Source organism: Planococcus sp. TJ-201, from assembly GCF_058268495.1.
On the sequence record NZ_JBZDOG010000006.1, the window covers coordinates 1 to 16,565 of the forward strand.

15 protein-coding genes and 9 tRNA genes are annotated in these 16,565 nt (G+C 46.2%); 15 read left to right on the forward strand and 9 right to left on the reverse strand.

Annotated elements, in window-relative coordinates; genetic code table 11:
- Positions 1 to 50: 50 nt before the first annotated feature.
- The 9 genes from AC4EG4_RS14660 to AC4EG4_RS14700 all read left to right on the forward strand — a co-directional run bounded on the left by AC4EG4_RS14660 (position 51) and on the right by AC4EG4_RS14700 (position 1,402).
- Positions 51 to 134: transfer RNA gene (locus AC4EG4_RS14660), tRNA-Tyr, on the forward strand.
- 6 nt (positions 135 to 140) lie between these two features.
- A tRNA-Trp gene (locus AC4EG4_RS14665) sits at positions 141 to 214 on the forward strand.
- Positions 215 to 233: 19 nt separating this feature from the next.
- Positions 234 to 309 (forward strand) — tRNA-His (locus tag AC4EG4_RS14670).
- A gap of 42 nt (positions 310 to 351) precedes the next feature.
- A tRNA-His gene (locus AC4EG4_RS14675) sits at positions 352 to 427 on the forward strand.
- 9 nt (positions 428 to 436) lie between these two features.
- A tRNA-Gln gene (locus AC4EG4_RS14680) sits at positions 437 to 508 on the forward strand.
- 6 nt (positions 509 to 514) lie between these two features.
- Positions 515 to 589, forward strand: a tRNA-Gly gene (locus AC4EG4_RS14685).
- A gap of 6 nt (positions 590 to 595) precedes the next feature.
- Positions 596 to 669 (forward strand) — tRNA-Cys (locus AC4EG4_RS14690).
- Between the two features lie 10 nt (positions 670 to 679).
- Positions 680 to 763: transfer RNA gene (locus tag AC4EG4_RS14695), tRNA-Leu, on the forward strand.
- A gap of 555 nt (positions 764 to 1,318) precedes the next feature.
- Positions 1,319 to 1,402 (forward strand) — tRNA-Leu (locus AC4EG4_RS14700).
- A gap of 64 nt (positions 1,403 to 1,466) precedes the next feature.
- On the opposite strand, the gene AC4EG4_RS14705 is transcribed toward AC4EG4_RS14700, so the two are convergent.
- From AC4EG4_RS14705 to AC4EG4_RS14715, 3 genes are read right to left on the reverse strand one after another with little or no spacing between them, the layout of a single operon-like run.
- The gene (locus AC4EG4_RS14705) at positions 1,467 to 1,919 is read right to left on the reverse strand and encodes a hypothetical protein (protein WP_490979771.1); all 453 of its coding nucleotides are present in this window, start codon (positions 1,917 to 1,919) and stop codon (positions 1,467 to 1,469) included.
- Positions 1,903 to 2,736 (reverse strand): DUF3100 domain-containing protein, encoded by an 834-nt coding sequence (locus AC4EG4_RS14710; protein ID WP_490979772.1) that lies wholly within the window; start codon positions 2,734 to 2,736, stop codon positions 1,903 to 1,905. The genes AC4EG4_RS14705 and AC4EG4_RS14710 overlap by 17 nt, the downstream gene beginning before the upstream one ends.
- Positions 2,737 to 2,785: 49 nt before the next feature.
- Positions 2,786 to 3,982, reverse strand: a complete 1,197-nt coding sequence (locus tag AC4EG4_RS14715) for a M20 family metallopeptidase (protein WP_490988241.1) — start codon at positions 3,980 to 3,982, stop codon at positions 2,786 to 2,788.
- Positions 3,983 to 4,153: 171 nt separating this feature from the next.
- Here AC4EG4_RS14715 and AC4EG4_RS14720 point away from each other — a divergent pair, with 171 nt between their 5' ends.
- Together AC4EG4_RS14720 and AC4EG4_RS14725 are read left to right on the forward strand one after the other, a co-directional pair.
- A complete protein-coding gene (locus AC4EG4_RS14720; RefSeq protein WP_490988242.1) occupies positions 4,154 to 6,814 on the forward strand; it encodes a cation-transporting P-type ATPase in 2,661 nt (886 codons plus the stop codon).
- 149 nt (positions 6,815 to 6,963) lie between these two features.
- Entirely contained in the window at positions 6,964 to 8,043 is a 1,080-nt protein-coding gene (locus AC4EG4_RS14725; RefSeq protein WP_490988243.1) for a C45 family autoproteolytic acyltransferase/hydrolase, read from the forward strand.
- 19 nt (positions 8,044 to 8,062) lie between these two features.
- Here the strand turns inward: AC4EG4_RS14725 and AC4EG4_RS14730 are convergent, their stop codons facing one another.
- Entirely contained in the window at positions 8,063 to 9,109 is a 1,047-nt protein-coding gene (locus tag AC4EG4_RS14730) for a C45 family autoproteolytic acyltransferase/hydrolase (protein ID WP_490988244.1), read from the reverse strand.
- A gap of 189 nt (positions 9,110 to 9,298) precedes the next feature.
- Positions 9,299 to 9,961, reverse strand: coding sequence for a B3/B4 domain-containing protein (locus AC4EG4_RS14735; protein ID WP_490988245.1), 663 nt, complete (start codon positions 9,959 to 9,961; stop codon positions 9,299 to 9,301).
- 65 nt (positions 9,962 to 10,026) lie between these two features.
- On the opposite strand from AC4EG4_RS14735, the gene queG reads away from it, so the two are divergent.
- The 3 genes from queG (at position 10,027) to AC4EG4_RS14750 (ending at position 12,287) form a co-directional block, all read left to right on the forward strand.
- Positions 10,027 to 11,172 (forward strand): tRNA epoxyqueuosine(34) reductase QueG, encoded by a 1,146-nt coding sequence (gene queG / locus AC4EG4_RS14740; protein WP_490988246.1) that lies wholly within the window; start codon positions 10,027 to 10,029, stop codon positions 11,170 to 11,172.
- Positions 11,173 to 11,181: 9 nt separating this feature from the next.
- Positions 11,182 to 11,655 carry a tRNA (uridine(34)/cytosine(34)/5-carboxymethylaminomethyluridine(34)-2'-O)-methyltransferase TrmL gene (gene trmL, locus AC4EG4_RS14745; protein ID WP_490979779.1) on the forward strand — a complete coding sequence of 158 codons (474 nt, stop codon included), beginning with the start codon at positions 11,182 to 11,184 and terminating at the stop codon, positions 11,653 to 11,655.
- A gap of 323 nt (positions 11,656 to 11,978) precedes the next feature.
- Positions 11,979 to 12,287, forward strand: a complete 309-nt coding sequence (locus AC4EG4_RS14750; RefSeq protein WP_490979780.1) for a hypothetical protein — start codon at positions 11,979 to 11,981, stop codon at positions 12,285 to 12,287.
- Positions 12,288 to 12,327: 40 nt separating this feature from the next.
- On the opposite strand, the gene AC4EG4_RS14755 is transcribed toward AC4EG4_RS14750, so the two are convergent.
- Complete coding sequence (locus tag AC4EG4_RS14755; protein WP_490979781.1) at positions 12,328 to 13,629, reverse strand: NCS2 family permease; 1,302 nt, start codon at positions 13,627 to 13,629, stop codon at positions 12,328 to 12,330.
- Positions 13,630 to 13,777: 148 nt separating this feature from the next.
- On the opposite strand from AC4EG4_RS14755, the gene AC4EG4_RS14760 reads away from it, so the two are divergent.
- Complete coding sequence (locus tag AC4EG4_RS14760; protein WP_490979782.1) at positions 13,778 to 14,608, forward strand: aldo/keto reductase; 831 nt, start codon at positions 13,778 to 13,780, stop codon at positions 14,606 to 14,608.
- Positions 14,609 to 14,645: 37 nt separating this feature from the next.
- Here the strand turns inward: AC4EG4_RS14760 and AC4EG4_RS14765 are convergent, their stop codons facing one another.
- Genes AC4EG4_RS14765 through AC4EG4_RS14775 form a run of 3 tightly spaced genes read right to left on the reverse strand, consistent with a single transcriptional unit; the run spans position 14,646 to position 16,444 of the window.
- The gene (locus AC4EG4_RS14765) at positions 14,646 to 15,491 is read right to left on the reverse strand and encodes an RluA family pseudouridine synthase (RefSeq protein WP_490979783.1); all 846 of its coding nucleotides are present in this window, start codon (positions 15,489 to 15,491) and stop codon (positions 14,646 to 14,648) included.
- Positions 15,492 to 15,545: 54 nt separating this feature from the next.
- Complete coding sequence (locus AC4EG4_RS14770) at positions 15,546 to 16,016, reverse strand: thioredoxin family protein (RefSeq protein ID WP_490979784.1); 471 nt, start codon at positions 16,014 to 16,016, stop codon at positions 15,546 to 15,548.
- The gene (locus AC4EG4_RS14775) at positions 16,013 to 16,444 is read right to left on the reverse strand and encodes a disulfide oxidoreductase (protein ID WP_490979785.1); all 432 of its coding nucleotides are present in this window, start codon (positions 16,442 to 16,444) and stop codon (positions 16,013 to 16,015) included. The genes AC4EG4_RS14770 and AC4EG4_RS14775 overlap by 4 nt, the downstream gene beginning before the upstream one ends.
- Between the last annotated feature and the right edge of the window lie 121 nt (positions 16,445 to 16,565).

Sequence of the window (16,565 nt, forward strand, 5' to 3'; positions counted from 1 at the left end):
TGTAATCAGTAGGTTGAGGGTTCAAGTCCTTTCTCCGGCACCATTTTTACGGTGGGGTAGCGAAGTGGCTAAACGCGGCGGACTGTAAATCCGCTCCTTCGGGTTCGGCAGTTCGAATCTGCCCCCCACCACCAGTTTTTAGGGGCATAGTTTAACGGTAGAACAGAGGTCTCCAACACCTCCGATGTGGGTTCGATTCCTACTGCCCCTGCCATTTTTAAAATTTTATGTTGGCGGTCGTGGCGAAGTGGTTAACGCACCGGATTGTGATTCCGGCACTCGGGGGTTCAATTCCCCTCGTCCGCCCCAAGTTTTCATTCACGTTTTTGTACTTATAAATTTAGTAAAGTGGCGGTCGTGGCGAAGTGGTTAACGCACCGGATTGTGATTCCGGCACTCGGGGGTTCAATTCCCCTCGTCCGCCCCATCTTATTAGTGGGGTATAGCCAAGCGGTAAGGCAACGGGTTTTGATCCCGTCATGCCCTGGTTCGAATCCAGGTACCCCAGCTTTATGCGGAAGTAGTTCAGTGGTAGAACGCCACCTTGCCAAGGTGGAGGTCGCGAGTTCGAACCTCGTCTTCCGCTCCAATTTTTGGCGGCATAGCCAAGTGGTAAGGCATGGGTCTGCAACACCCTTATCACCGGTTCGAGTCCGGTTGCCGCCTCCATAACTATTTTGCCGGCGTGGCGGAATTGGCAGACGCGCGGGACTCAAAATCCCGTTCCTTCACGGGAGTGTCGGTTCGACCCCGACCGCCGGTATCATCAAAGGGCCTGCCTGCCCTTTCAAAACCTCCTACAGTGAGTAATCACTGTAGGAGGTTTTTTGTTGTGTCAGTCGATTGTCTGATAGCTTTATATTAAAACTCAAATAGAAAAAATAACAAGCGGGAGGAGGTAGAAATAAACAATTATGTTTTGTAACAGCAACTTTTAAAAAACTGTTGCATAAATTCTTGTGTGCCACGGAATTTCGATGGGACACAGGCTCATGTGTGCGGTGAACCATTAAAGCACATCAAATTTAGACAAGCTCCGGTAAGTCTCGGGCTGAGGTTCTAGTATTACCGATTTGTGGTCTTACTGAAAGAGCTGGAGCAGCACTGAAAGAATCTGATTCGTTAGTAACTCGTTACCAGCTGCAATTTATTAGCTAGCAGATTTTTTGCACATGAATTTTTAAGTATTAACTGAAAGATCTTTTTTGTTTGGCTTTTATTCCAAATGTTATATAAAAGTTCATCTGTTATGTCGATAAAGTATTGGCTAGAGAAATAAGATGTGCTATAATAATTCTTGTCCGCTAAATCATTACTTGCCGGCGTGGCGGAATTGGCAGACGCGCGGGACTCAAAATCCCGTTCCTTCACCGGAGTGTCGGTTCGACCCCGACCGCCGGTATACAGCAAGTTAAAAACAACGCCCTGACGTTAACGTCAGGGCGTTGTTTTTTTGTGTAAACTTATTATATGATTCCCTGAAATCGAAGAATGACTTCAGCAATAACAGCTGATCCGAGAAAAGTACCAAGCAAGACGCACATGCCTACAACAATGGTTTTCCATCCCAACTGAACAAAATCAAACCATGAGCGTCCGATAGAAACACCGGCATAAGCCAAAATCGGTGTGGCAATGGCCAATAGATTAACTTCTGTTGTGTAAGTGACAATCTGTTCTGCACCCGGCATCCCAGGTATCGTCAAAATAAGGCCAATAATTCCTATGTAAGCGATGCTGGGCAGTTGGAAGGGAAGCAGCCGGTGAATGATTAAGCCGGATAGGCTGATGCCTATTAGGATGGCTATGCCGGGAAGCGCGTTCCAAGGCAGCACATCATAGCCAATCCAATTGCCGACCAGCATGATGGTGCCAATGATCATGAAGACCAAAATCCATTCCTTAAGGCTTTTTAACATAGTCTACGCTCCCTTTCGCTGCTTGTTCTTTTTTCTCTTTGTTTTTTGATAAGATTTCATACATTTTGACGGTCAATGGCAACCCGACAAAAATACTCATATACAAGCCAGTCACTGACGAAATCAAATTGCTGACTCCTGAAAAGGCGGTTAAGGTTTCGCTCATCTCGGGAAAGGCAGCAACTAAAGGTCCGAGAGAAGCTGCAGCCATGCTGCCGCTGCCGACACCCGTTGCCATCGCAAACGAAATCGGATGCAGTGGTGTCACGGTTGCCAAGAATCCTGAAATCAATCCAATGAAAATTGACCCGAAAACCGTACCGAAAATATACATGGCCATAACGCCGCGCCCTTCAGGAGAAGATAGTCCGTATTTATCGGTAATCAAAGCAAGGTTGGCTTCGCGGCCGATGGAATGTGTCATGCCGATGCTTTCTCTTTTAAGGCCAAGAAAGACAGCCAGGGGCAAAGCGATTAAAATGGTGCCCAGATTTCCAAATTCCTGAAGCAATAAAGCTGGACCTGCTTCAATAATCTGGGGAAGGGCAGGACCTGCTTGCACACCAAACTTCGCGATCAAAACGGAAACTGAAAGAAATACCAAAGGTTCTGCATTGATGGATTGTTTGTCGTTGACCAGTGGTGTGAAATATAATGCCAGACCGATTACTACCGCATAAAGCATCGGCAGCAACAGAATGGTTCCCGGTCCAACAGGAATAGCGAATGTACCGATCGATTCGGTTAAGGCCACAATGGCCAACACAATAACATGCAGCCGCCAATCTTTCCATAACTTCAGAGCTTGTTCGCTCATATAGCACCTACTCCTTCTGTGTGGGAGAACAACGGCTCTCCATGATTAATCAGTTTGCATTAACGGCGGGCTGATCTTTTTTTGTATAACTCAATGCCGCCGCGCCTAAAACTTTCGCAGCTATCAACAGGGCGCGTTCGTCAATAGTGAACTTAGGGTGATGGTGAGGGTATGCTTCAACCTCTTCTGGATTTTTAGCACCGGTAAAGAAGAATGTTCCTTTTTTATGTTGAAGGTAATAGGAAAAATCCTCGCCGCCCATGATAGGTTCGGTTTCTCTGACATTCTCTACACCAGGGACAGAAGGTGCAAGAGCCGCCACAAACATCGTTTCTACTTCATGATTGACCGTAGTTGGGTATCCCCGGGTGTAGGTATACTCATAATCAGCATCTGACACCAGGCACGTTCCTTTGATGACACGATCGATTTCCACTTCAATAAAATTGCGAATCTCTTCTTTGAATGTTCGAACAGTTCCAGTCATTTCAGCTGTATCTGCGATAACGTTGTATGGATTTTTTGCTTCAAAACTGCAGATAGAGACAACAGCAGATTCCAATGGATCAATACGGCGGCTGACAATCTGCTGCAGGTTGTTGATCAGCTGTCCTCCGATGACAATGCTGTCTTTTGTGTCATGTGGTCCAGCTCCATGGCCGCCTTTTCCGAGAATCTTGATATCGAAGCGGTCAGGCGCAGCTTGAAGAGGGCCTGAGCGATAGCCAATTTCTCCAAGGGGCATCTGAGCTTGAAGGTGCGTACCAAAAATGACATCGACACCATCTAGGCAGCCGTCTTCGATCATGGCCTTGGCACCGCCTGGAGGCAATTCTTCAGCATGTTGGTGAAGAAACACAATCGTGCCTTCGATGTTCGCCTGCATGCTGTTTAATGCTTTTGCTAACCCGAGCAAGCTTGCAGTATGCCCGTCGTGTCCACAAGCATGCATCACTCCATCATTTTTAGATTTATAAGCGACTTCCGTCTGTTCCTGAATAGGCAATGCATCAAAATCAGCCCGCAAAGCAATTGTGGGTCCCGGTTTGGCACCTTTTAGAAAAGCAAGAACCCCATTTCCACCAACGTTTGTCCGCACTTCGTGTCCTAGTTTTTCATGGAAATCAGCAATGTATTTAGCGGTTTCGACTTCCCCAAAAGACAGTTCTGGGTACTCATGGAGAAAGCGCCGGATGTCTACAATTTCATCGAACAACTCATCAAGCTTATCAAATAGTCGATCCACTGAAATCCCTCCTATGAATTAATATTCTAATACTATCATAATTATTCATAAGGAACTATAAGAAATATATGGAAAACAGGCAAAATTCAGTTTAAAATAATGAGCATAAGAGAGCACCGTAATTTTAAAGTCGTCGCAACCGTTTTATTCCATTAGCTGAGGAGGATAACCATGCAGACGGAAAACTGGTATGCATTGGAAACTGCTGACGTCCTGAAGGTTTTTAAGGTGGCAGAAGATGACGGTTTTACGGAAGAAGAGGTAGCAAAACGACAGTTGGAATTTGGGGCGAACGAATTGCCAGAACCGAAGAAAGACCCGGCGCTCATCAAGTTTTTTAAGCACTTCAACGACGTGCTCATTTATGTGCTGCTCGGTGCCGCTGTCATCACTTTGTTTTTAGGACATTACATCGATACAGCTGTGATTTTAATGGTTGTGGTCATCAATGCGATTATCGGCTATATCCAGCAGAGCAAAGCGGAAAAGGCATTGGACAGTATTCGCAAAATGCTGTCATTAAAAGCAACCGCGCTGCGCAGCACGGTGAGAAGACAAGTACCTTCTGCTGATTTAGTGCCCGGCGACATTGTGGTGCTCAGTGCTGGAGATCGTATTCCGGCAGATATCCGCATCTTGGTGGCGGACAATTTGAATGTAGAAGAATCGTCGCTAACAGGTGAATCAACTGCGGTCGAAAAAAATCCAGCCGTGCTGCCGGATGATACAGGGTTAGGTGATCGCTTGAATATGTTGTTTGCAGGGACGACGGTAGCTTCAGGTTCAGGGACTGGAATTGTTGTGGCAATCGGAGAAAATACCGAGCTCGGAAAAATCAGCTCTTCTATGGAAGAAGTCGATAAGTTGCAAACCCCTTTATTAAAGCAAACTGCAGCGTTTGGAAAGGTTATCTCGCTGATTATTGTCATCAGTGCTGCTGCGATGTTCGGAATCGGCTACTTTTTTCATGATTATGAAACAGCAGAGCTGCTGCTGGCAATTATCGGATTGACAGTAGCTGCGATTCCTGAAGGGCTCCCAGCGGTATTGTCAATTATTCTGGCGCTTGGTGTGCAGCGGATGGCAGGAAAGAACGCCATTGTCCGCAATTTGCCGTCTGTTGAGACGCTTGGAGCCGTGTCAGTGATTTGTTCGGATAAAACAGGGACTTTGACCAGAAATGAAATGACCGTTACTTCGGTTACTTTGTATGACAAAGAGTATACCGTGACAGGCACTGGCTATTCACCTGATGGGAGGATCCTTTTTGGCAAAAAGCCAATCAAACTTGCAGATCATTCAGAGCTGCAGGAGTTTCTGACAGCTGTCAAAACAGTCAATGAAGCGCATTTAAGGTGTGATGAAAAAGGGCACTGGGTCATCAGTGGTGATGCGACAGAAGGCTGTCTGATTACTCTTGCTGAAAAAGCAGAAGAAACGGTCGAAAGACTGCAAATCCTGTCGAAAATACCCTTTGATTCGAGTTACAAGTATATGGCGGCATTGGTTGAAATCGACGGGAGTAAATGGATTTATGTGAAAGGGGCGCCAGAGCGTCTATTGAAAATGGCGGGTTTAGAAATTTCTTTTGGAGAAGGTGAGCGGTGGCAGGAGAAGTTGTCTCAGCACACCAATAAGGGAGAGCGGCTGATCGGGGCAGCGGCAAAAAAAGTCGATGATGAGACTTTGTCAATTGACCATAAAGATATGAAGTCCGGATTCCGATTGATCGGGGTAGCAGGAATTATTGATCCTCCGAGAGAAGAAGTGATTGAAGCGATCCAGCAATGCCGGAAAGCTGGAATCATTGTGAAAATGATTACTGGAGACCATAAAGACACAGCCGTGGCTATTGGAGCTCAGATGGGCATAGGAGATGGCGAACGTGTACTTGAAGGCAAAGAATTGGACCGAATGGATGAGCGGCAATTGACGCACGCAGTGCTGAATTCCGATGTCTTTGCGCGCACCAGTCCGAATAATAAGCTGCAGCTGGTGAAGGCGCTTCAAGCCGAACAACATATTTGTGCTATGACTGGTGATGGCGTCAACGATGCACCAGCGCTCAAACGTGCGGATATCGGCGTCGCAATGGGGATCAAAGGGACGGAAGTATCTAAGGAAGCTGCAGGAATGGTCCTGGTGGACGACAACTTTAGCACTATTGTCAATGCGGTAAAAGAAGGCAGGCGTGTATATGACAACTTGAAAAAAACAATCCTGTTTATCCTGCCGACCAATGTATCGGAAGGTGCTTTAATCTTTGTCAGTATTTTATTCGGAACTGCACTGCCTTTAACGGCGGTTCAAATTCTCTGGGTGAATATGATTTCCGCTGTCACCATTTCCTTGGCCATTGCTTTCGAAAAACTGGAGCCGGGCGCCATGGAGCGGCCGCCGAGAAAACCAAATACAAAATTGCTGAGCCCTTATTATATTTTTCGGGTCGCGTTTGTTTCACTCGTCATCTGTGGAGATATTTTACTAATGAATACGCTGTTGGCCAGCCAGCAGTTGGACCCTGCGATCATCAATACGATGACGCTCCAAGCATTGGTCATGTCGCAATTAATGTACTTATTTAATTGCCGCAGCGAAACTGAATTTGCTTTAAACCGAAACTTCTTTTCGAACAAAGTTGCATTTTTGGTGTCAGGTATTTTGATTGCTGTACAGCTTGCGGTGACTTACGTGCCTTTCATGAACTTTCTGCTCGGAACAGTTCCATTGCAAGCTCAGTATTGGTTGTGGCCATTCGCAATTGGAATTTCAGTTTTTGCAATTGTGGAACTGGAGAAATGGACTGTGCGCCAGTTTAACGAATCCAGATGATCCCTTAAAAAAACTGTCTTATGATTTCCATAAGACGGTATTTTTGTGTTGAGGCTTGCGGGTTCTTCAAAACGGAGCTTTTGAGTTTCACTCTGAAAATGTGTATGCTGAGACATAATCGGTAATTCTGCAGAACAAAGGAGAATTTGATGAGACCTATACACAGTGACATTTTGGAGTTCAGAGGAAGCCATTACGATTTTGGGGTGAAGCAAGGAGAACTTTTAAAAGACAGCATTACCCTGGACAATCGCACAAAGCAATGGAAGGCGAAAAGACCAAGGTTTGAAATAGATGTACAAGACACAGAAGCGGCTTACCGCCAATTTGCCCCTGGCATTTGGGACGAACTGACGGGTTTGCAGGAAAGCCTTCAACTGCCGCTGGAGGACGTGCTGCGTGATTTTGGAGGCTACCGGATCGATGCAATGCCTTCCGGCTGTTCGATTGTGACCGGAAAAGATTTTATGGTCCGCAATTATGACTTTCACCCCCAAACCTACGAGGGGCGATTCAGTTTGTTTCAGCCGAATGACCAAGGCTATGCCATCATTGGACCGACTTCCCGCATTACCGGACGGATGGATGGCATGAATGAGAAAGGGCTGGCCATGGGGTATAATTTTACGCATCGGAAAAAACCGGGAGACGGATTTGTTTGCTACCTGATTGGCCGAATCATCCTGGAAACTTGCGCCACCATTGAAGAAGCTGTGGAACTGCTGAAAGAGATTCCACATCGTGGTTCGTTCAGTTACATCGTGACCGACACAAGCGGTGAAACACGAATCATTGAAGCAAGCCCCCGATCGGTCGATGTCCGGATCAACAATGTCTGCACCAATCATTTTGAAATCCAGCAACATGAAAACCGCAACTACTTAAAAGACTCGTATGATCGTCAGGAAGCCATATACAATCAGCAAAGCCAGACAGAAGATGCGCTGCAGGCGTTCCGTTTGTTCAACGATACGGACAAAGGTGTGTTCTCGCAGTTGTATAAAAGCTGGGCAGGGACTATACATACGTCTCTTTATTTGCCGCAGGAAAAGAGTGTTTGGTTCGCGCTTGGCGGAAACCAGCAGCCGGCAGTTTTCAATTTTGACAGCTGGCTGAAGGGAGAAGAGTTGAACATTCAAAAAATCCACGGAGCGGTGGATACGGATATTGGTTTTGCACACGTAGACAAGCAATTTCCATCCAAACAAGAAAAAGGCGCCGGCATTTAAATTGCCGGCGCTTATCATTTTATAGTTCCACCATATGAGCAAATGGTAGGTGTGTGTCGATTTTTCCGTTAATGCGTTTAGCGTATAAGCGTTCGCCCTGCAGCCATTTCTCGAAATCAAGCATGAGTGGCAGACGGTCCGGGCCAATGGCAAATCCAACTTCCAGGCTATGCTGGAAATAAGAGGCAGTATGCAAGGTGCCGGAAGCTGTACTGTATTTTTTCGAGAAAACCCCTTTATCGGAGTCATTCAGCAGCCGAAATGCACTGTAGGCGTCGATTTGGTTTTGCTGCTGCGCCAGCATTTCTCGCTCTCTTCTGCGGGAGTCGTCTGTCTGGTAGCGGTTTTCTTCCACCAGCAATTCAAAATGATTGGTGGAAACAGCGGATTCCCGAACCACAACAGAACGCGGAGAAGCTTCCACGACGACCGATTTCCCGGTGCGGTCCAACAGTACATAACTGAAAGAACGGCGATGCGGCAATTCTTCCAGCAATGCGACCGCGTCATCGATGGTGGCGCAGTTTTCTAAGATGAGTCGGCCGATCATATTGCAGATAAAGCCGTCCTCCGAATTGCGGCGGTTGATGAAATTATAGCCCATTACCAAACCTTTTTCGTTCATACCATCAGTGCGGCCGGTAATTTGCATGGTTGGTCCGATGGTTGCAAACCCGCCGTCCGTCGGCTGATACAAGGCAAAACGCCCTTCATAGCCTTCAGGTGAACTGTCGTAATTTCGGACCATAAAATCAGATTCGGTGTAAATGGAACAGCCGCTCCGAGTGTATTCAAGGTAGTAGCCACCGAACTCCTGGATAGCGTCATGCATTGGCCAATTCAAGGCATCGGCAAGGCCGTTGATTTCCTCCCACACTCTTGGGGCTAACGTCATTAAGATATTTTGTGCGCGTTGTTCGTCTATGATCAAATGGCGGCTGGAAGCTTTGCGTTGTTTTTGGCGGTTGGGAAGAATCAAAGACTCTTTCAGCAGTTCTCCCTGCATCCGGCCAAAATCGTAATGGCTTCCCCGAAACTGAACAATGTCGCTGTGTACTCGTTTCATCTGGATCCCTCTTTTATTCATCAATGTAAGAAGAGTTTACTGCATCGTTGTACGAATAGAAAAGAATATGCCTATAGGCTGGAATTCGGTTGTATGCGTCGTGCTGAGAAGGAAATTTTTAAGCACTAATGAAATAAAATAAAGACCGGCGCTCTGTTTCTCGAAGCGTCGGCCTTGCTATTTTTAGCGTTAAACTACGTAAAACTCAGCATCTCCACCGTTGATGCCGGTAAACATATTGGATGCAGCAGTCAGCAGCTGCAAAGCAGTGTCTCTCTCCATGGACGGACGCAAATAAAAGATATGCAAGGCATTTTTTGTCTGTTCGGTGACAGCGGTCCGTTTGGAATCAACATAGGGACTGCCAAAGGCACCTTCTGCATCTTTGGATACGAGAATGCCAGTTAGTGTGTTGACGCGGTTGTTCAAGCCCTCATAGCGGTCAGTGCTGGTCGCAACGGCAATTTCAACATCGCCTTTAATGCTGTCCGCATCATAAAGCCCAAGCGGAATTTCGTATTGCAGCGAAAGAAAGCTGTTCATGTCAATGGCGGAATTGATCGTCGACAAGTAATTTTGTTTTTTGATTCGCCGGTACAGCGCTTCTGCGGATGGCCGGTAACGGCTCGGATCAGCGCCCAGTGCTTTCCAGACCAATTGCCATTCAAGCAGTCCAGGAAAATCTGTCGGGTCTTTATCTTCCAAATCAAAGTACAGCTGCTCCTGAAAAAGCTGGAGGCGGCCTTTTAACATTTGAGGTGACTCTGAAACGGTGATATTGTTATAATGAATGATGCCAATTTTAAAATCGCTGATCGTTTCGTTTATGTGAGGATCGATTGTCAGTTTCATTGCAATCTTCCTTTCGCGTAGGGGTTTTTATTATCGTATCATAGAATAGAGTGAGGGGTTACGACATGAATCTTGATCAATTTCAAAAAGAGCTTGTTGCGTACGCCTCGGAGATCGGAATTGATAAAATTGGCTTTGCATCTGCAGAACCTTTTTATAGCTTAAAGCATCAGTTGATTCGCCAGCAGCAGTTGAATTACCAGTCGGGATTTGAAGAGCCGGACGTAGAAAAACGGACGCGGCCGGAGCTGCTGCTGAATGAGGCCGTCAGCATTGTTGCCATTGCGATCGCCTATCCATCAAAAATGGCGGATGCGCCGCAGGGAGTCAAAGGTGCGCGGCGCGGAATATTCTCGAGATCGTCGTGGGGCAAAGATTACCATGCGGCACTCAAGGAGCGGCTGACGCTGCTGGAAGCGTTCATAGCGGCGCGTTACCCGGAAGCACGCATGCGGTCGATGGTGGACACAGGAGAGCTGTCTGACCGGGCAGTGGCCGAACGCGCCGGCATTGGCTGGAGCGCAAAGAATACCAACATCATCACGCCGGAATTTGGTTCCTACGTTTATCTTGGCGAAATGATTACCAACATTCCGTTTCGTTTTGATGAGGCCATGGAAGATCAATGCGGCGACTGCCGATTGTGCATTGATACTTGTCCGACAGATGCAATTGTCGAAGGCGGGCAGTTGAATGCCCAGCGCTGTATTTCGTTTTTGACGCAGACCAAAGGATTTTTGCCGGATGAATTTCGCGGCAAGATTGGCAATCGGTTGTATGGCTGCGACACATGCCAAACCGTATGTCCGAAGAACAAGCGCAAAGCCAACCAGATCCACGCAGAATTTGAGCCGGATCCAGAAATTGCCAAGCCGCTGCTTGAGCCTTTATTGACGATTTCCAATCGGCAGTTCAAAGAAAAGTTCGGATATGTGTCCGGTTCGTGGCGGGGCAAAAAGCCGATTCAGCGAAATGCCATTTTGGCGCTGGCGCATTTCAAGGAAGAGTCGGCAGTGCCCGCGCTGATCAATTTATTGACGAGCGATGAACGGCCGGTCATACGTGGAACCGCTGCCTGGGCAATCGGCAAGATTGGGGCATCTGAAGGCCTGGAGGCGCTAAAACTTGCGCAGCAGGAAGAAAAAGATGGAGACGTTCAAGAAGAAATTCAAAAAGGATTGGCATTTTTTGCTGAAAGATTGAAAGGATAAGTGACAGATTTGGCTATTCATATTGTGTTGTACCAGCCGCTGATTCCAGCGAATACAGGAAATATCGCGCGTTCATGCGCAGGGACGGGAGTAAAGCTGCACTTGATCCGTCCGCTCGGGTTTTCCACGGACGATAAGATGCTGAAACGTGCCGGACTTGATTACTGGGAGCATGTCGATATTCATTATTATGATGGCTTGCAAGAGCTTTTCGACCGCTATCAAGATGGCGAATTCTATTATATTACAAAGTTCGGCGCAAAGCCGCATACCTCATTTGATTTTTCGGACAGAGAAAGTGATTATTTCTTTGTTTTTGGACAAGAGACAAAAGGATTGCCGAAGGAATTGCTCGAGCAAAATCCCGACCACTGCTTGCGCATCCCGATGAATGACCATATCCGGTCGCTTAATTTGTCGAACACGGCGGCCATTTTGATGTACGAAGCCCTGCGCCAACAGGATTACCCAGGCTTGGAATAGAAAAAAGGACAGCGAAGTTCGCTGTCCTTTTGTACTATTCTCTTTCGTTTGTTCCAGGCTTGTCATCGTATCCAGCAGTGAAAATAGCTACTAGGAACGAAACACAAATACCCAAAATAAGGATTAAGTTCATAATAATGACCTCCTTGAAATGTGCATCTTTGTTTAGTATAGCTTACCATAGGGAAAAATGAAATATGTAACATCTATTGAAATGTGGATAAATTCTGTCGGTCGGAAAGACTACTGACGAAAAAAATGAAACTTTTTTGATGCCCGTCCGTATATAGTAGATAAGATAGTTAAAGAAGGGATGATAATGAATGAAAATGAAAATTTCTGTCGCTTTGCTCTGGATCACGGGTCTGGCTGAAGCATTTCTGGCAATTCCACTAATTGGCGGAGGCTTTGTCATCAGCACCGGCTATTCAGTTTTGGGGGTCATGTTTGTACTTCATGCGATCACGTTGTTCTTCTGCTTCCGCGAGTATTCACCGAAATCCGGATCGATTCTTGGAATCATTACTAGTACGATAGCTTGGATACCAGGTATCGGCTGGGTGTTCCATTTGATTACAGCAGCCGTCTTGTTAATCACAGCAGCTGTGTCTGGCAATAGAGCACGCGTCTAAACAAAAAACCGCCTTTTGGCGGTTTTTTAAATGCAATCATTTAATGAGGCGCAATAAGCAATTGGATGACAAACAACACGGCAAATACATAAAGAATTGGATGAACCGATTTGCCTTTCCCTTTAAACAGTTTCATCAATGGATACGAAATAAATCCGAAAGCAATACCGGTCGCGATGCTTGAAGTTAAGGGCATTGCCAAAACAATGAGGAATGCTGGAAATGCTTCGTCGAATTTTTCCCATTCTATGTGTTTGACTGCACCAATCATCAAGCTTCCGACAATGATCAATGCAGGTGCCGTAATTGCGGCCACACTCGATAAGGAGCCGACTAAAGGACCAAAAAACGCAGCGATAATAAACAGGATGGCAACCGTCAAACTGGTCAAGCCGGTGCGACCACCCGCTGCCACGCCTGCAGATGATTCCACATAAGCAGAAGTCGGGCTTGTCCCAACCATGGCACCGGCTGTTGCCGCAACAGAGTCAGCGAGCAACGCTTGGCGCATTCTTGGCATTTTATTATCTTTCATCAAGCCTGCCTGCTTGGCTACACCAATCATTGTGCCGGTCGTATCAAACAAGGTCACCAGCAGGAACGAAAAGACAACGCCATACAGACCAAACTCAATCACCAATTGGAATGCTTCGATCGGGTTCCAAATGAGGATGCCTTCAGGCAATGAAGGCAATTGCATCAAGCCGCCTTCAAATTTTAGTTGGTCTGTAAAAAAGGCAACGATTCCGGTAACGATCATTCCATAGAAAATGCCTCCATGAATGTTCAAAGACATAAAGATAACTGTAACCAGTAAACCGAGCAGCGTCAGTGCGACCGGTGGGGAAGTCAAATCTCCCAATCCGACGAGGTTGGCTTCATTGGCAACAATCAAGCCGCTCAACCGCATGCCGATAAAAGCAATAAACAACCCGATTCCAGCTGTGATGGCATGCTTCAAGTTTTCAGGAATGGCCTGAATCAATATTTTCCGCATAGAGGTGAGTGACAGCAACACAAAAATAAGGCCAGCGACAAATACTGCCGCAAATGCTGTGACGTAGTCAATGGCACCATCCGAACCAAGCACCATGGAGGTGAAGTAGGCGTTCAAGCCCATGCCCGGTGCAATGGCAATTGGGTAATTGGCGGCTAATGCCATCCAGAGAGTACCGATGGCAGCCGCGATAATCGTCGCCAAAAACACCTGGTCAAACGGAACGCCCGCAGCACCTAAAATAACAGGGTTGACGATGACGATATAGGCCATCGTCAGGAAAGTCGTCATTCCGGCAGTAATTTCAGTTTTTATCGTGGTATTATTTTCTTTTAAATGAAATATAAGGGGTTCCTCCTAAAACACGAACATTTTTAAACAACAAAACATATATTATTCGTTTTATTAATAGAAAGCAAGGGCTTTTCAACAAAACCTTAAAGTCGAATTTATCTAATATTATTTGTACAATAAAAAAGAAAGGATGATGAAAATGAAATTAGCTATCGACTCGACAAAAACTTTACATAATGGTGTAGAAATGCCACGTTTTGGGTTAGGCGTGTACAAAATGACTGATAAAGAAGCGGCAGTAGAAGCGATGATCACAGCGATTGGGGCAGGCTATGGAGCAATTGACACGGCTACCGTGTACGACAACGAAGCCGAAGTGGGCGAAGCAGTGCGGAACTCCGGCGTTAAGCGGGAAGAGCTGTTCATCACATCTAAAGTTTGGAATACCGACCAGGGATATGATGAAACTTTGCGTGCGTTTGAAGCTTCGTTAGAGCGTCTCGGCTTTGATTATTTAGACTTGTATTTGACACATTGGGCGATCGAAGGGAAGTACGTGGATACTTACCGTGCCATCCAGCGCCTCTATGATGAAAAGTTGGTCCGGTCAATCGGCGTCTCCAACCACCAGCAGCACCATTTGGAGAAACTTTTGGCAACGGCCAATACCAAACCGATGGTCAATCAAATCGAATTGCATCCTCAATTGACACAGATCCCCCTTCGCAGCTTTTGTACCGATCAGGACATTGCGGTAACATCCTGGTCACCATTGGCGCGAGGTCGGCTATTGGAAGATCCGGTGCTTTCGGAAATCGCCAATATGTATGGAAAGACCATTGCACAAATCATCATCCGCTGGCATTTGCAAAGCAACTTGATCGTCATCCCAAAATCCGTAACCCCTTCGCGCATCAAAGAAAATGCACAGGTATTCGATTTTTCATTGACGACAGAAGAAATGAAAATGATTGACGGACTGAACCAGGACTGGCGCAGCGGCACACATCCTGACGATATTAAAGCATAAGAAAAGCAAGTTCCCCGAAAAGGAACTTGCTTTTGTCTTATCTTGCCGAATCTTCCACGACCACTTTTTCATTAGTGAACGGGTGGATGAATGACATGCGGAACGCGTGAAGATGGTAGGCGCCGTCTTGTGTAGACGGCCCTTCGTATAAGGTATCGCCAACAATTGGGTGGCCGATATGGGCAAGGTGGGTACGGATTTGGTGCGTGCGTCCTGTTTCAAGTGTCAGGTGAAGCAAGGATTTTCCTTCCATCTGCTTCAACACACGGTAATGCGTTACGGCGCTTTGGCCCGTTTGGGAAACCATGCGGCGGGTTGGGTGATGGCGGTCGCGGCCAATCGGGAAATCAATGGTGCCGGATTTATTATGGACTTTGCCTTTGACGACAGCTTCATAGTCACGGACCAACTGTTTTTGTTCCAACATACGGTCCAAGACATTTTTGGCGACAGGATGCTTTGCGACCATTAACAGGCCGGAAGTTCCTTGGTCCAAGCGATGGACGTGCTCACCGTAAGATCCACCGTTGCGGATGATATGTCCAAGGATAGCATTGATGAATGTATCGGTTTGGCCGACTTCGTTTGGATGCGTCGCCATGCCCTTTGGTTTGCGGGCGACGATAAAGTGATCGTCTTCAAAAAGGACCGGCAGCTCAACATCGTGTTTCGGTTCGTATGGCGAGTCCGCAGGCGGCAAGTCAAAGTGCAGGACAGTTCCAGCAGGCAATGGCTCTTTCCAAATGACCTCCTGGAATTTATCGTTTTTGACGCTTTTGGCCATACGCATTTGATGGACCACTTTCTTGCCAAGGCCCCATTCGGTTCTTAATAATTCTTCAACGGTCATGCCGTCATCTTTGATTTCGTAACTCCAAGTCATGTGGTTTCCTCCATAAAAAAGGATCATGTGACAGGCACATGATCCTTTTGTCAGTTATTTTTTAACTACATCAGTGAAAAATTGTTCAATGTTCTCTTTCGGCTGAGCACCGACCCAACGTGAAACTTCTTCGCCATTTTCATAATGGATCAATGTGGGTGTAGCCTCGATAGAGTATTGTTGCCATCCCTGATCATACTCTAACAGATTATACTGTAAGACGTCTACATCCATATCTTCAGCAACCGGCATCAAAACAGGTGTGGTCTCTTGGCAGTATTGGCAAGTCGGGCTAAAGAAATAAACCGTCGTCGGATCACCGCTGGCAATTTGTTCATCCAAATCAGTTGGTACGATGATGTTTTGGTAGTTCTCGTCATCCAACTGGTCAATTGTCGCTTGCTCTAAATCTTCTGTATCGTACGGATTGTCTGCCATTTTTTCATTATTTGCCTGGCTTGTCAAAAAAATGATTCCAGCGAATATGACAACAACAATTCCCGCGATGATTAATAATTTTTTCATTTGTGATTTTCCTCCTTAAGGGACTTCAGTAAATAAATGCTCATTCCAGCAATCAGGATAAATGCAATCAACGCTAAAAATGGAATGGTGATGAATCCGAGATAGTTGATGTATTCTCCAGTGCATGGAACCTGTCCACAAGATGGTGCGGAATCTGCCAAGAAATCAAGTTTCTGCAACCCGTAATGGTATAGCGAAATTCCTCCACCTACAATAGAAAAAATTAATGTGGTCGCTGCGATTTGCACATTTTTCTGGACATAGGCCACGCCGATGACGATGACGAGCGGATACATGAAAATGCGTTGGATCCAGCACAGATTGCACGGGGCATAGCCGCGGATTTCAGAAAAATAAAGCGAACCTGATGTGGCAATGAGAGCCACTACCCACATGGAAAGCAAAACATTTTCCTGGCGTTTCGTCATTTGGTGTTCCCTCTTTTCAAAAAATACTTCCATAGAATTATAATTGTTATCGTGATACAAGTAAAATAATATCAACCTGAGCAACTATGCTATATAATAAAGTTTGAAACTTTTGTGAAGG

Coding starts and splice junctions, on each gene's coding strand:
- AC4EG4_RS14730 (WP_490988244.1), bottom strand. CDS start 9,109: ATGAAACGAGTACACAGCGACATTGTTCAGTTTCGGGGAAGCCATTAC.
- AC4EG4_RS14720 (WP_490988242.1), top strand. CDS start 4,154: ATGCAGACGGAAAACTGGTATGCATTGGAAACTGCTGACGTCCTGAAG.
- AC4EG4_RS14770 (WP_490979784.1), bottom strand. CDS start 16,016: ATGAAAAAATTATTAATCATCGCGGGAATTGTTGTTGTCATATTCGCT.
- AC4EG4_RS14735 (WP_490988245.1), bottom strand. CDS start 9,961: ATGAAACTGACAATCGATCCTCACATAAACGAAACGATCAGCGATTTT.
- AC4EG4_RS14710 (WP_490979772.1), bottom strand. CDS start 2,736: ATGAGCGAACAAGCTCTGAAGTTATGGAAAGATTGGCGGCTGCATGTT.
- AC4EG4_RS14750 (WP_490979780.1), top strand. CDS start 11,979: ATGAAAATGAAAATTTCTGTCGCTTTGCTCTGGATCACGGGTCTGGCT.
- AC4EG4_RS14765 (WP_490979783.1), bottom strand. CDS start 15,491: ATGACTTGGAGTTACGAAATCAAAGATGACGGCATGACCGTTGAAGAA.
- AC4EG4_RS14725 (WP_490988243.1), top strand. CDS start 6,964: ATGAGACCTATACACAGTGACATTTTGGAGTTCAGAGGAAGCCATTAC.
- AC4EG4_RS14775 (WP_490979785.1), bottom strand. CDS start 16,444: ATGACGAAACGCCAGGAAAATGTTTTGCTTTCCATGTGGGTAGTGGCT.
- AC4EG4_RS14705 (WP_490979771.1), bottom strand. CDS start 1,919: ATGTTAAAAAGCCTTAAGGAATGGATTTTGGTCTTCATGATCATTGGC.
- AC4EG4_RS14760 (WP_490979782.1), top strand. CDS start 13,778: ATGAAATTAGCTATCGACTCGACAAAAACTTTACATAATGGTGTAGAA.
- queG (WP_490988246.1), top strand. CDS start 10,027: ATGAATCTTGATCAATTTCAAAAAGAGCTTGTTGCGTACGCCTCGGAG.